16 protein-coding genes and 1 tRNA gene are annotated in these 12,607 nt (G+C 71.4%); 14 read left to right on the forward strand and 3 right to left on the reverse strand.

The window, feature by feature from the left end; translation table 11 throughout:
* Nucleotides 1–7 precede the first annotated feature (7 nt).
* The 4 genes from AB0L33_RS00310 to AB0L33_RS00325 all read left to right on the forward strand — a co-directional run bounded on the left by AB0L33_RS00310 (nt 8) and on the right by AB0L33_RS00325 (nt 3,896).
* Entirely contained in the window at nt 8–2,089 is a 2,082-nt protein-coding gene (locus tag AB0L33_RS00310) for a TerD family protein (RefSeq protein ID WP_365676853.1), read from the forward strand.
* 92 nt (nt 2,090–2,181) lie between these two features.
* A complete protein-coding gene (locus tag AB0L33_RS00315) occupies nt 2,182–2,802 on the forward strand; it encodes an HhH-GPD-type base excision DNA repair protein (protein ID WP_365676854.1) in 621 nt (206 codons plus the stop codon).
* Nucleotides 2,803–2,871: 69 nt separating this feature from the next.
* A complete protein-coding gene (locus AB0L33_RS00320) occupies nt 2,872–3,168 on the forward strand; it encodes a type II toxin-antitoxin system VapB family antitoxin (RefSeq protein ID WP_003955420.1) in 297 nt (98 codons plus the stop codon).
* 131 nt (nt 3,169–3,299) lie between these two features.
* Nucleotides 3,300–3,896 carry a LytR C-terminal domain-containing protein gene (locus AB0L33_RS00325; protein ID WP_365677369.1) on the forward strand — a complete coding sequence of 199 codons (597 nt, stop codon included), beginning with the start codon at nt 3,300–3,302 and terminating at the stop codon, nt 3,894–3,896.
* A 41-nt stretch (nt 3,897–3,937) separates the two neighbouring features.
* On the opposite strand, the gene upp is transcribed toward AB0L33_RS00325, so the two are convergent.
* Entirely contained in the window at nt 3,938–4,573 is a 636-nt protein-coding gene (upp, locus tag AB0L33_RS00330) for a uracil phosphoribosyltransferase (protein ID WP_073966752.1), read from the reverse strand.
* Between the two features lie 116 nt (nt 4,574–4,689).
* Here upp and AB0L33_RS00335 point away from each other — a divergent pair, with 116 nt between their 5' ends.
* The 5 genes from AB0L33_RS00335 to AB0L33_RS00355 all read left to right on the forward strand — a co-directional run bounded on the left by AB0L33_RS00335 (nt 4,690) and on the right by AB0L33_RS00355 (nt 7,185).
* The gene (locus AB0L33_RS00335) at nt 4,690–4,932 is read left to right on the forward strand and encodes a hypothetical protein (RefSeq protein ID WP_365676855.1); all 243 of its coding nucleotides are present in this window, start codon (nt 4,690–4,692) and stop codon (nt 4,930–4,932) included.
* Between the two features lie 195 nt (nt 4,933–5,127).
* The gene (locus tag AB0L33_RS00340; RefSeq protein ID WP_143617406.1) at nt 5,128–5,676 is read left to right on the forward strand and encodes a hypothetical protein; all 549 of its coding nucleotides are present in this window, start codon (nt 5,128–5,130) and stop codon (nt 5,674–5,676) included.
* A gap of 9 nt (nt 5,677–5,685) precedes the next feature.
* Entirely contained in the window at nt 5,686–6,183 is a 498-nt protein-coding gene (tadA, locus tag AB0L33_RS00345; protein ID WP_365676856.1) for a tRNA adenosine(34) deaminase TadA, read from the forward strand.
* Nucleotides 6,184–6,260: 77 nt separating this feature from the next.
* Nucleotides 6,261–6,348: transfer RNA gene (locus tag AB0L33_RS00350), tRNA-Ser, on the forward strand.
* A gap of 174 nt (nt 6,349–6,522) precedes the next feature.
* A complete protein-coding gene (locus AB0L33_RS00355) occupies nt 6,523–7,185 on the forward strand; it encodes a class I SAM-dependent methyltransferase (protein ID WP_365677370.1) in 663 nt (220 codons plus the stop codon).
* A gap of 10 nt (nt 7,186–7,195) precedes the next feature.
* On the opposite strand, the gene AB0L33_RS00360 is transcribed toward AB0L33_RS00355, so the two are convergent.
* On the reverse strand, nt 7,196–7,690 hold the full coding sequence (locus AB0L33_RS00360) for an RNA methyltransferase (RefSeq protein WP_073966747.1): 495 nt from the start codon (nt 7,688–7,690) through the stop codon (nt 7,196–7,198).
* Nucleotides 7,691–7,789: 99 nt separating this feature from the next.
* On the opposite strand from AB0L33_RS00360, the gene AB0L33_RS00365 reads away from it, so the two are divergent.
* The 5 genes from AB0L33_RS00365 (at nt 7,790) to AB0L33_RS00385 (ending at nt 11,959) form a co-directional block, all read left to right on the forward strand.
* Nucleotides 7,790–8,929 (forward strand): DUF371 domain-containing protein, encoded by a 1,140-nt coding sequence (locus AB0L33_RS00365; protein ID WP_365676857.1) that lies wholly within the window; start codon nt 7,790–7,792, stop codon nt 8,927–8,929.
* Between the two features lie 333 nt (nt 8,930–9,262).
* Complete coding sequence (locus tag AB0L33_RS00370; RefSeq protein ID WP_018101786.1) at nt 9,263–9,427, forward strand: hypothetical protein; 165 nt, start codon at nt 9,263–9,265, stop codon at nt 9,425–9,427.
* 9 nt (nt 9,428–9,436) lie between these two features.
* On the forward strand, nt 9,437–9,730 hold the full coding sequence (locus AB0L33_RS00375) for a Dabb family protein (RefSeq protein WP_365676858.1): 294 nt from the start codon (nt 9,437–9,439) through the stop codon (nt 9,728–9,730).
* A gap of 252 nt (nt 9,731–9,982) precedes the next feature.
* Complete coding sequence (locus AB0L33_RS00380; RefSeq protein ID WP_365676860.1) at nt 9,983–10,858, forward strand: RNA polymerase sigma factor SigF; 876 nt, start codon at nt 9,983–9,985, stop codon at nt 10,856–10,858.
* A gap of 234 nt (nt 10,859–11,092) precedes the next feature.
* Nucleotides 11,093–11,959: an RNA polymerase sigma factor SigF gene (locus tag AB0L33_RS00385; RefSeq protein ID WP_018101789.1), complete on the forward strand. Its 867-nt coding sequence runs from the start codon at nt 11,093–11,095 to the stop codon at nt 11,957–11,959.
* Nucleotides 11,960–12,153: 194 nt separating this feature from the next.
* Here the strand turns inward: AB0L33_RS00385 and AB0L33_RS00390 are convergent, their stop codons facing one another.
* Complete coding sequence (locus AB0L33_RS00390; protein ID WP_365676861.1) at nt 12,154–12,363, reverse strand: hypothetical protein; 210 nt, start codon at nt 12,361–12,363, stop codon at nt 12,154–12,156.
* Between the last annotated feature and the right edge of the window lie 244 nt (nt 12,364–12,607).

A 12,607-nucleotide genomic window follows, 5' to 3' on the forward strand; every position in this document is an offset into this window, starting at 1 on the left:
GGACTGCATGCGTGAGATGACCAAGGGTGCCAACGTCGGGCTGGCGGACCTCAGCGACGATGCCGGCACGGTCATCGCGAGCCTGAGCTGGAGCAGCACCGCCGGGGACGGGGACGCGGACGTGTCCGTGCTCCTGCTCGGCGCGGACGGCAAGGTCCGCAGCGACGCCGACTTCTTCTACTACAACAACCCGTCGGCGGCCGACGGCAGCGTGCAGCTGCTGGGCAAGACGCCGACGGACGGCGGCAGCGAGGACCGCATCAGCCTCGACCTGACCGCCGTCCCCGAAGACGTCGAGCGCCTGGTCGTCGCCGCGAGCCGGTACGGCGGCTCCCGCTTCGGCGACCTGGACGACCTGCGGATGACCGTGGCCGACCGGTCCGGCGAGGTGCTGCTCGGGTTCTCGATCGGCGACGCGTCCGTGGAGAGCGCCTTCATCTTCGGCGAGCTGTACCGGCGCGGCACGGAGTGGAAGTACCGGGCCGTCGGCCAGGGTTACGAGACCGGGCTCGCCGGGCTCGCCACCGACTTCGGCATCGACGTGGACGACGAGGGCGAGAACGAGGCCGCGGACGGGATTGCGGGCCCGGATGACGGGGAAGGCGCGTCGCCCGCCGTCGAGTCCGCCGCAACCGCGCAGCCGCTCCCCGCCGTTCCCGCGCAGCCCGGCCCGCAAACCGCGGCGGCCGAGGAGCAGCCGGCCGACCCCGCGCCCGCGCCCAAGCGGCCCCGTGCGCGTACGGCGAAGAAGAAGGTGACCCTGCCCGCCGTCGCCACGAAGTCGCTCGCCGAGAACGACTCCTGGCGGGCCGCCCGGCTCTTCCCCGCCTCGAACCTCAAGAGCGACAAGGAGCGCGAGGTCCGGGCGACCTCCGTGCTGCTGTCCGTGATGGCGCAGGTGCCGGAGTTCGGGCGCCGCCTGACCGCCGCCTTCGGGGCCCCCGCGGGGCGCATGCAGACCTTCACCGAGGTCTCCCTCCCGCACGGCGAGACCCCGAAGCGTCCCGACGGGGTGATCCGGGTCGAGCGGGCGGGGAAGCTGTGGACGGCGCTCGTGGAGACGAAGACCAACGGGAACGAGCTGAAGTCGGAGCAGGTCCAGAACTACATGGACATCGCCGCCCGGCGCGGTTACGAGGCGGTGATCACGCTCTCCAACGACGTGGCGCTGGAGGGCAGCCCGCTGGTCGAGGTCAAGACCGACGGGCGGCGCAAGCACAAGGTGGCCCTGTGGCACCTGTCGTGGGCGGAGGTGGCGCACCAGGCCCAGATGCTCATCCGGCACGAGGGCGTGGGAAACGCCGCCCATGCGTGGCTCCTCCAGGAGCTGCTGCACTACCTCCAGCACGAGAACTCCGGCTGCCACGGCTTCCAGAACATGGGCCCCTCGTGGGTGCCCGTCCGCAACGGCATCGACGAGGAGACCCTCAGTCAGGGCGACCCGCGTGCCGTGGAGGTCGTGGAGAGCTGGGAACGGCTCATCCGCCAGGTGTGCCTGCGGATCGGCGGCGAGCTGGGGCAGAAGGCCCTGCCCGTCCAGCGCACCCAGCGCGGCACCACCGCCCTCTCGCGGCGCGCGGCGCACGCCGACCGGCTCTGCGAGGAGGGCCGGCTCGCCGCCGAACTGCGGGTGGACGGCTCGCCCGGCACCATCACGATCGTCGCCGACCTGCGGACCGGGAAGCTGCGCACCTCGGTGGAGATCCCGGTGCCCGAGGGGGCCTACCCGCTGACGTCGGCCAAGCGCCTGATGCGGCAGCTCGCCGAGGCGCCCGCCGATCTGCACGTCGAAACGCTGGTCGAGGGGCAGAGCGGCCCGCGCGGCACCCTGGAACGCCTCCGTCCGGAGCCGGGCGACGTCCTTCCCCGCGACGGCAGCCGGATCACCGGATTCCGGCTCTCCCTCTTCAAGAGCATGGGCGCCACACGGGGCAACGCCGAGACCGGATTCATCCGCAGCGTCGACAATGCCGTGGACCGCTTTCACTCGCACGTGATCGCCCACCTCGCGCAGGCGGAACGCCGCACCCGCCGCACACCGGCGCCGGACCCGGCAAGTGCTCCGGTCCCGGCGCCCGCGGGGGCCTGAGCGGCCCCCGCCGAGCGGCAAACGGCTGCAAACCGCTCGGTCGGCGGTGGTTGTGCTGGCCGTCGCCCCCGCCGCTCGCCATGATGCCGCCCATGACCAAGAGCGACGATGGCCGAGACATCACCCTCCGGATCGCCCAGGAGCCGGCGGCGGACGAGCTTCTCGCACGCAGTCCGCTCGCCGCCCTGGTGGGCATGCTGCTCGACCAGCAGGTGCCCATGGAGTGGGCCTTCGCCGGTCCGCACGCCCTGGCGCAGCGCATGGGCAAGGACGATCTGGACGCCCACGAGATCGCCTCGTACGACCCGGAGGCCTTCACCGGACTGTTCACCGCCAAACCCGCGCTGCACCGCTATCCGGGCTCGATGGCGAAGCGGGTGCAGCAGCTGTGCCAGTTCCTGGTGGCGCAGTACGACGGTGAGGCGGCCGCCGTATGGAGCGATGCCGCGACCGGGGCGGAGCTGCGGCGGCGGCTCAACGCCCTGCCCGGGTTCGGTACGCAGAAGGCGCAGATCTTCCTCGCGCTCCTCGGCAAGCAGTTCGGGGTCCGGCCGCCGGGCTGGCGGGAGGCGGCGGGCCCGTACGGGGAGGAGGGCTCGCACCGCTCCGTCGCGGACATCACCGGCCCCGAGTCACTGGCCGAGGTGCGCGCGTACAAGCAGGAGGCCAAGCAGGCGGCGAAGGCCGCGAAAGCCGCGGCGAAGGGCAAGTGAGCCTTCTTGTGAGCGGCATGGTGGCAATCGTGGCTGCGCCCGGTGGCCCTTGACCGGTAGGCTTTCCGTGTGATCTTCAAGCGCATCGGAAATGGGCGGCCTTATCCCGACCACGGCCGGGAAAGCACCCGGCAGTGGGCGGACGTCGCGCCGCGCCCGGTCCGCCTCGACCAGCTCGTCACCACCAAGGGCCAGCTGGACCTCGAAACCCTGCTCGCCGAGGACTCCACGTTCTACGGCGACCTCTTCGCGCACGTCGTGAAGTGGCAGGGCGACCTCTATCTGGAGGACGGGCTGCACCGCGCGGTCCGTGCCGCGCTCCAGCAGCGCCAGGTGCTGCACGCCCGCGTGCTCGAACTCGGCTGACGCCTCGGAGCCCGTACGGGGTTCGTTCGGGTGTTTTCCCACCCGGACGGGTGCGATCCGTTGATCATTTAGTAGGCATCATCACCGGGTCCCACTACGCTGCGCCCATGAGCATGCTCACTCCCCCCGGCATGGGCGGAAAGTACCGCATCACGGGTGACAAGTACCCCCGCATGCGACGCCCCCGCCGCCGCAGCAAAGTGGTCCTCGCGACCATCGCCTCCGTGGTCGCCCTCGGGCTGGCCGGATGGGGCACGCTGCAGCTCATCGATGTCTTCACCGGCGGCGACAAGACGGCCAGCGCCGCCGACCGGACCGAGCCCTGCCCGTCCCCGAAGGCGTCGAAACCCGCCAAGGTGCTGCCGCAGCCCGCGAAGATCACGGTCAACGTGTACAACGCGACCACGCGCGGCGGTCTCGCCAAGTCCGCCGCCGACGAGCTGAAGAAGCGCGGGTTCAAGATCGGCGAGGTGGGGAACGCCACCGCCGCGTACGACAAGAAGGTGCCGGGCACGGGCATCCTGCTCGGCGCCCCCGCCGCCGCCGACAGCACGTTCCCGGTGCTGGGCGCCCAGCTGCCCGGGGCCACGACGAAGACCGACGCCCGCAAGAACGGCGAGGTCGATCTGATCATCGGCAAGAAGTTCACGGCGTTCAGCAAGCCGCAGGCGGCCGCGGCCGCGCTGTCCGCCCTGACGAAGCCCGCCCCGGCGCCCTCCTCCTGCTGACTGCCGAGGAGGCGCCGAGCGGGGCGTTCGGTGAGACGTGCCTAGTCGGCGGTGCCGTACATGCGGTCGCCCGCGTCGCCGAGGCCCGGGACGATGTAGCCGTTCTCGTTGAGCCGCTCGTCGACCGAGGCGGTGACCACGGTGACCGGCGTCCCGGCGAGCTCGCGCTCCATGACCTCGACGCCCTCGGGGGCGGCGAGGAGGACGACGGCGGTGACGTCGTCGGCGCCGCGCCTGATCAGCTCCTGGATGGCCGCGACGAGCGTGCCGCCGGTGGCCAGCATCGGGTCGAGCACATAGACCTGGCGGCCCGAGAGGTCGTCGGGCATCCGGCTCGCGTACGTGGACGCCTTGAGCGTCTCCTCGTCGCGGATCATGCCCAGGAAGCCCACCTCGGCGGTCGGCAGCAGCCGGACCATGCCGTCGAGCATGCCGAGACCGGCCCGCAGGATCGGGACGACCAGGGGGCGGGGGTGCGACAGCTTCACGCCGGTGGTGGGTGTCACCGGGGTCTCGATGTCGACCTGTTCGGTGCGCACATCGCGGGTGGCCTCGTACGCGAGCAGGGTCACCAGCTCGTCGGCGAGGCGCCGGAAGGTCGGGGAGTCGGTGCGCTTGTCGCGCAGGGTGGTGAGTTTGTGCGCGACCAGCGGGTGGTCGACGACGTGGATCCGCATGACTCCCAGCGTAGCCGCGCCTCCCGCACCCGTGCGCTGGCATCATCCACACGTTCGGGGGGAAGGTGGTGGCATACGGACCCAGCGACGCAGCCGGCCTTGGGGGTGCAGAGCCGATGGCAGACGGGGCACAGCGCGCCGAGGACCCGGGGCGCGCGCGGAACCCTCGGAGCGCACCGGACACCCCCGACGCACCGGACTCCCCCGACACTCCTGAGACCGACGCACAGCGCCGCCGGCGGCGGGCCCAGTTCCTCCGCGAGCTCCACGAGGCGAAGGCGCTGCGCGACCGGGTCCAGCCCCGGCGGGTCAAAGCCGCCCGAATGCGCCAGGCCATGCGGATGCGTACGTTCCGCTAGTAGCCCCTCCGGCCTGCGGAAAAGCCGCTGGTGACGACGGGGGAGAGAACTGATGGCCGACTCAACCGTCGAACTGCTCTCGCGAAGCGCCGGTTTCTGTCACGATGCCGAATGGGCGGGACGCAGGGCAGCCGGAGCACCGACTGCTCCCCGCCCGGACCGGCCCTTGGCCCCGAGACCAGTGGGAGAGTCACGGTGTACTTCGCCGCACTGCTCGCGCGCACCGAAGACGGGTGGGAAGCGAGCGACACGGAGCTCGACGATGTGGAGACCCTGTCCGACCTGACGGATCTGGCCCGTGACGCCTCGGTTGACGAGGACACGGTGCTCGTATTCATCGAGCAGGAGGACGCCTGGTTCGGCGTCGTCCGGGTGGACGGTGAGGAGGACCCCCGGATCTACGTCTCGGACGCCTCCGCCGCCGCCCGCTCCTCGTACGGGGAGATCCTGCTCACCGACGAACTGCTCGGCCGCGAACCAGGGGCCGAGGACACGATCGCCGCCCTGGAGGAGCTCGTCGGCCTCGACGGCACGGAGGACGGCGAGCCCGAGACCACCGCCAACGACGACGATGACGACGACGGGCCCTCCGCGGGCGTCGTCCCGGCCGGCCCGATCGGCGACTCCGGGGTCCTGTCCGACCTCGGGCTCCCCGAGGCCGAGCTGCTGATGCTGCGGACGGACGCCCTGGCGGAGATCGCGGACGCCCTGGGGGCGGCCGAGGTGCTGGAGACCGTCCGCTAGGGTCCGCGGGTGACCGAAGCATTCCACCCGCACAGCCCGGACCTGCCCGATCCCGTACGGGACCCGTGGCGGGCGGTGATGCGCCGGGCCCTCGCCGAGGCCGGCCGTGCGGCGGCGACCGGTGACGTACCGGTCGGCGCCGTCGTCCTCGGCCCGGACGGGGCGCCGCTGGCCGCCGGGCACAACGAGCGCGAGGCGACCGGCGACCCGACCGCGCACGCCGAGGTCCTGGCGCTGCGCCGGGCCGCCGCCGCACTCGGTGAGTGGCGCCTGTCCGGCTGCACCCTGGTGGTCACCCTGGAGCCCTGCACGATGTGCGCGGGCGCCCTGGTGCAGGCGCGGGTGGACCGGGTGGTCTACGGCGCCCGGGACGAGAAGGCCGGTGCCGCCGGCTCGCTCTGGGACGTCGTGCGCGACCGCCGCCTCAACCACCGCCCCGAGGTGGTCGCGGGGGTCCTGGAGGCCGAGTGCGCGGCCCCGCTGACGGCCTTCTTCCGGGACCGCTGACCTGCCGGAGCCGGGGGGCGGGGCGTCGTCCCGCAACGGATTTCGGCGTACGGCCAACATGGTCTAAGCTCTCTCTCGGTAGCGTGTCCGAGCGGCCGAAGGAGCTCGCCTCGAAAGCGAGTGTGGGGAAACTCACCGAGGGTTCAAATCCCTCCGCTACCGCCAGCGAGAACCGCCCCCGAACCGTGCGAACGGATCGGGGGCGGTTCTGCGTGTGCCTGTGCCCGGTGCCGGTTGGTCACCGGGGCCCGTGCTGGGGGATCATGCCGGGGGCGGCGGGACGCCCGCCGGGGCCGGCCGCCGCCGTCCGGGAGCCGAGAGAAGAAAGCACTGGCCGTGATGCAGATCGTGCGGGGCAAGAAGCTCGAAAAGGCCGCCGAGGGTGAATTCGAGCGGCTGGTCGAGGAGAGTTCCCGGGTCGTCGTCGATGTCGGTACGGGGGACGCCCGGGCGTCCTATCGCATCGCCAAGGAGAATCCGGACTGGCTGGTCGTGGGCGTGGACCCGGCCTGGCAGCGGATGACGCAGACGAGCATTCGCAGCCGCCGCAAGCCCGCCAAGGGCGGCGTACCCAATCTGCTGCTCGTGAACGCGTCGATCGAGAACGCCCCGGAGGAACTGCGGGGGGCCGCCGACGAATTGCTGGTCCTGATGCCGTGGGGGAAATTGCTCCACGGTCTCGTGCGCGGCGACGAGGACATCTGGAGCGGGCTGCGTACCGTCGCGAAGCCGAATGCTCCGCTCACGGCCACGGTCGGCACCAGCATCTGGCGGGAGCCCGTGCCCCGGGACATCCAGGGGCTTCCGGAGCTCACCCCCGCGTACGTCGGAGAGGTGCTCACCGGAAAGGCGCTCGCCGCCGGCTGGAAGGTCACCGGTTTCCAGCTCACGAAGGCCGAGGAGGCCGCCGCAGTGTCGTCGTCGTGGGCGCGCAGGCTGGACTCGGACAGCACCGAGGTCATCGCGACCCTGACGGCGGTCACGGCCGGACCGGAGGAGTGAGCCCGGCGGGTCAGCCCGTCGGGAACTGCCTGCAGTACTCGTACATGGCCATCGCGCCTGCCGTGGCGACGTTGTAGCTGTGCGGGGAGCCCCAGACCGGGATCTCCACGCACTCGTCCACGCAGGCGAGCTCGTCCTCCTTGAGGCCGGTCCGCTCGTTTCCGAGGACGATGACCGACTTACGGGGGAAGCTGATCTCGTGCAGGCTCTTGGAATTCGTGGCCTGTTCGAGCGCGATGATCGTGTAGCCGTCCTCGCGCATCTTCTTCAGCACCGGCGGAAGGCTCCGGCGCATTTCGATCTCGACGTTGTCGGCACCGTCGCGCGCGATCTTCGGGTCGAGTTTCACATTGCCGCAGGCGATGATCCGCTCGACTCCGCAGCACCCCGCCGTCCGCACCACGCTGGACAGATTCACGCGGCTGCGGAACGCCGAGCACGCGATGACGAGCTCGCGGTTGCGCAGCAGAGGGGTGCCCGGCTTGTGGCGGAGGTGTTCGAACATGCCGGAAAGTCTACTGGCCGCCCGTCGGCCCGGTCCGCGCGTGCGGGCGCGGACTAGCATGACCGGTCCGGACAGCACATCTAGGCCCTGGAGAAGGCAATGAAGATCCACGCCAGGGGCCACGGACACGTCCGCGCGACCCACGCCAAGACCCTCGAATTCACCGGCGAGCAGGACATCACGCCCCGGGCGACCTGTGTCGTGGGGGTGAGCGCAGCCTTCGACCAGGAGGGTCTGGCCCTCCTGCGCGGCCCCGTGGCCGTCCGCCTCGCGGCCGGGCCGCACGTCGCCACCGGCACCGCCGTGGTCAACCCGCACCACCAGGTGACCGACCGCCTGGTGCTCCGGCGCAGCGACCACGCCTCACCGGACACCTTCGCCTTCCGCAGCACCCTGGTGGCGAGCGACCTCGACCCGGACTTCGTGGCGGCGCTGGGAGACCCGGCGACCGAGGTGACCCTGACGCTCACCGAGACCGGGCCCCGCCGACCGCTGGTCCTCGTCCACCGCCGCGGCCTGCCGGAACCGGAGGGGCGCCCGGGGCTGCTGTGGCGCACGGCGGACGCCTCGGTGGACCTGGACGCGGCGCGCGTCCCGGACGAGGCGCGCGCGGCCCTCGCGGACGGCGGGGTGATCGCCGCCTCCGTCTCCGGGCCGTTGGAGGGCGTCTCGCAGGCGGGCGGGGGGTGGCTGGCCGACGCGGCGGCCCGGGGGGCCCGGTTCGAGGTGACGGGCGACGCGACCGGGGCCGTACCGGCGCTGCTCGCGGCGGGCCTGCCGGTCGCGCCGGCGGTCCACCTGGGCCGTACCGACCGCCGGACACTGGCCGCCCCGCCGCACGCGGAGCTGCTGCGGACGGCACCGGCCCCCGTGGTGTTCCGGGCGCCCGCCGCCGATCTCGCCGTGCTGGCCGAGGTGCTGACCGGGTCCGCGGAGGACCGCCGGATCGCCGTGCCGGACGGGCATGCCGATCTCGGGCACGGGGCCACGTGGCTGCCGCTCTCCGAGGCGGTCGCGGCCGTCGCGGGCGAGGAGGAGTGCGTGTTCGTCCTGGCGCCCCCGGAGCGCGCCGCCTGGAACGTGGATCTGCGCCCCCTGGTCCCGCTGCTGGTGGAGCAGGGGGTCACCGCGCGCACCCTGAGCACGGTGCTCCGCCCGTTCGGGATCAGCCGGAGGGACCTGTACGACGCGCTGGGCGATGCGCGGGGGGCGCACGACAAGGGGCGCGAGAAGAAGTAGAGGAAGGGGGAAGCGGCATCGGGGGGATGTGCCGCTTCCCCCGGTCACGGGGCCTGCCGCTCCTTGCCGCGGTCGGGGGGAGGCCACGGCATGGGTCCCCGGCAGGGTTCCCGCACCCGGCCCCTCGGAGTCCGAGGGGCTCACCTTCCATCGTGCCTCGCCGGACCCCCCGGGCGGGCGGACCAAGGACCCCGATGCGCGGGACGTTGGTCCCTGGGCCGTGGGCATGGCGCGTGAGGAAACGGCCCACGGACCCGAGCATGCGTGTGGATAGACTCGCCCGACCGCACAGGGGATCGAAACCGCAGGGGATCGAAGGGGAGTCAGGGGCCGATGGTGCAAGCGAAGAAGATAGCCCTCTATGTGATTGTCGTCTTCGTGCTCTACACGATCATCAACTCCCCCGCCCGGGCCGCGGATCTGGTGCAAGTAGGGTTCGAGGGCATCGCGGACGCCGCGCAGGGCGTCGGCGACTTCATGTCCGAGCTCGTCAACTAGGGGTACCGCGTGATCCGCCATCTGGTCCTGTTCAAGCTGAACGACGGCGTCGAGCGGGACGATCCGAGGGTCGTCGCGGGTGCGGAGGCGTTCCGGGCGCTGGAAGGGGCCATCCCGGAGCTGGAGTTCTGGGAGTGTGCCTGGAACATCACCGACCGGCCGATCGCCTACGACTTCGCCATCAACTCGGCGGTCGCGGACGAGGCCGCGCTGAAGCGTTACATCGAGCACCCGGACCATCAGGCGGCCGCCGGTCAGTGGCGTGAATTCGCCACCTGGGTGATCGCCGACTACCCGTTCTGACGCCTTCGGCCCTGCGAGCCCCTCACCGCGACGGTGAGGGGCTTTTCTTTGTCCCAGGGCCCGATGGACGCCCGCCGCGCGTTCTAAACCCGGACAAGGCCAACACGGCGCTATGGGGTGCTTGCGCATAGTGGTCATGTCTTGTGATGCTATGACCGCTTTTGACGGACGGATTGACCGAAGTTGACCGCAAGCCGTAGTTGTTGACCGCGAAGGGGTGGCGTCATCGTGCCGGCCAGTACAGCGCCTCAAGTGCCTCCCCAGGTCCACCAGGCGGCACCGGCCGTCCCGCCCGCCCCGCCGCCGGGCCAGGCGCAGACGACGGTCCACGAGACCCCCGACGAGACGGCCGGCCCCGCCCGGTCCCGGACCGCCGACACCCGGGCGCTCACCCAGGTGCTCTTCGGACAGCTCAAGAACCTGGAGCCGGGCACCGCGGAGCACGACCGGGTGCGCACCGCGCTGATCGAGGCCAACCTCCCGCTCGTGCGGTACGCCGCCGCGCGGTTCCGCAGCCGGAACGAGCCGATGGAGGACGTCGTCCAGGTCGGCACCATCGGCCTGATCAACGCGATCGACCGCTTCGACCCCGAACGCGGCGTCCAGTTCCCGACGTTCGCGATGCCCACCGTGGTCGGCGAGATCAAGCGGTACTTCCGGGACAACGTGCGCACCGTCCACGTCCCCCGCCGGCTGCACGAACTCTGGGTGCAGGTCACCGGCGCCACCGAGGACCTGACCACCGCGCACGGCCGCTCGCCCACCACCGCGGAGATCGCCGAGCGGCTGAAGATCTCCGAGGACGAGGTGCTGGCCTGCATCGAGGCCGGGCGGTCGTACCACGCGACCTCGCTGGAGGCGGCCCAGGAGGGCGACGGACTCCCCGGGCTCCTCGACCGGCTCGGCTACGAGGACCCGGCCCTCGCGGGCGTCGAGCACCGGGACCTCGTCCGGCACCTCCTCGTACAACTGCCCGAGCGGGAGCAGCGGATTCTGCTGCTGCGGTACTACAGCAACCTGACGCAGTCCCAGATCAGTGCCGAACTCGGGGTCTCCCAGATGCATGTGTCAAGGCTTCTGGCCCGGAGTTTCGCCAGACTCCGATCCGCAAACAGGATCGAGGCGTAACCGAAACGGGTAGACCGTTCCCGGGGCGTTTCCCGGGGTCGAAAAGCCTCACACCCCTTGTTAACTGCGCAGACTCCCCCTGGACTTGTCGACAAGTCACTACAGCGTGTTGCCGACATGTGACATTCTGCGGGAAGTGAGTTTGCCGCAGCCCCACCTCCGGTATTCAGGTGGAGGCTGCGTTCCTCCGATGGTCGTGGCCACCGCGACCGTCCGCGACCTCAAGGGGGTGGCATGTCCGAAGAACAGGGCAGCTCGAAGGTGCTCACGCTCGAAAAGAGCGAGCCCGCACCCGTTGCGCTCACCAGCTCGCCGGAAGCCATCGACACCCGCACGCTCTCCCGCTCCCTGTTCCTGCGGCTCGCCGCGCTGGGTCCCGCCCCGGGCCCCGGCGGCACCGACAGCCCGGAGCGTGCCTATGTGCGGGACACACTCATCGAGCTCAACCTGCCCCTCGTGCGGTACGCGGCGGCGCGGTTCCGGAGCCGTAACGAACCCATGGAGGACATCGTCCAGGTCGGCACCATCGGCCTGATCAAGGCGATCGACCGCTTCGACTGCGAACGGGGCGTGGAGTTCCCGACGTTCGCGATGCCGACCGTGGTGGGCGAGATCAAGCGGTTCTTCCGCGACACCTCGTGGTCGGTGCGGGTGCCGCGCAGGCTCCAGGAGCTCCGGCTCGCCCTCACCCGGACCAGCGACGAGCTCGCGCAGAAGCTGGACCGCTCGCCGACCGTGCCGGAGCTGGCCCGGGCGCTCGGGGTCTCCGAGGAGGAGGTGGTCGACGGTCTGGCCGTGGGCAACGCCTACACCGCCTCGTCGCTGGACTCGCCCGCGCCCGAGGACGACGGCGGCGAGGGCTCGCTGGCCGACCGGCTGGGTTACGAGGACACGGCGCTGGAAGGCGTCGAGTACCGCGAATCGCTCAAGCCGCTGCTGGCCAAGCTTCCGCCGCGCGAGCGCCAGATCATCATGCTGCGGTTCTTCGCCAACATGACCCAGTCGCAGATCGGCGAGGAGGTGGGCATCTCGCAGATGCACGTCTCCCGTCTGCTGACGCGCACGCTCGCCCAGCTCAGGGAAGGGCTCATCGCGGACTAGGCCGGTGTCCGGACACGCCTCACCGCCGGCCGCCGGGGCCCCTCGGCGGCCGGTGCGCGTTCCCGTACGACAGCGGCCGCGAACCGAAGCGCCGCTCCTCCGCACGGATCGGCGGGGGAGCGGCGCGAAGACGGATGCGGTCGGGCGGGACGCGCGGCGGGTGCGGCGCCCCGTCGCTCCCGCGGAGCGGAGGGTCAGCCGAACGCGAGCCAGGCGACCGCGCCGAGCACGATGACCACCGCGACGATCCCGGCGATCAGTCCGGTCCTCGGGCCGGAGGAGACGGCGGCGGGCTGCTGACGCTGCGGCTCGCCCTCGTCGACGAAGGCGCGGAACATCTGGGTGCTGCCGGCCGGGTCGTAGGAGCCCTCGGGACCCTGCGGTGCGTGGGGATTGTGTGCCATGTCGCAGGACCCTAGCGAACTCGGGCGAACGGCCCAACCCCCGGGCGCCGCCCGCCGATCCGACGCCTGTGTGGCGCACCCCACATCACCCCCTCCTCTACCGCAGACACTGCGGGTTTGACCAGGACCCGGCGCAGTCTTTTGCGTCCCTTTACTCCCGCAAGCCCCTTTTCGTTTGCCTGCAGCAACCAACGGCTTCTATGGTTGCCCTAAGCAACAAGATGACGGTGAGATTGTCTGGGGG

Origin of the sequence: Streptomyces sp. NPDC052299 (assembly GCF_040679335.1) — a bacterium.
Classification (GTDB): Bacteria; Actinomycetota; Actinomycetes; order Streptomycetales; family Streptomycetaceae; genus Streptomyces.